Origin of the sequence: Cohnella baijiui (genome assembly GCF_020731285.1) — a bacterium.
In the GTDB taxonomy this organism is placed as follows: domain Bacteria; phylum Bacillota; class Bacilli; order Paenibacillales; family Paenibacillaceae; genus Cohnella.
The window spans coordinates 1-396 of the sequence record NZ_JAJFOW010000130.1 but is presented as its reverse complement, the minus strand read 5'-3'; the positions used below and the strand labels follow the sequence as shown (position 1 = coordinate 396).

Here is a 396-nt window from a genome sequence, read left to right as displayed (position 1 = left end):
CTTTAGAGGCAACAAAAGTTCTTGTCGAAGATGGATTTATCGTTCTTCCCTATACGAATGATGATCCTGTGCTAGCGCGTCATCTACAGGAAGCAGGCGCTCATGCAGTCATGCCTGGCGCCTCCCCGATCGGCAGCGGCCAAGGTATTCTCAATCCGCTTCATTTAAGCATCATCATTGAGGAAGCACGCGTTCCGATTATTATCGATGCAGGGATTGGAACTCCATCCGATGTAGCGATTGCCATGGAGCTTGGGGCTGATGGCGTTCTGCTTAATACAGCCGTAGCCGGTGCCGCCGATCCAGTTAAAATGGCAGAAGCGATGATGCTTGCGGCCAAAGCAGGGCGGCTAGGCTATGAAGGAGGGCGAATTCCAAGAAAACGGTATGCGCAGG

The 396-nt window shown here is 52.3% G+C and carries 1 pseudogene; it reads left to right on the top strand.

The features are described 5' to 3' along the window. Positions 1-396, top strand: a pseudogene (locus LKX83_RS31960) (thiazole synthase); the annotation flags it as partial.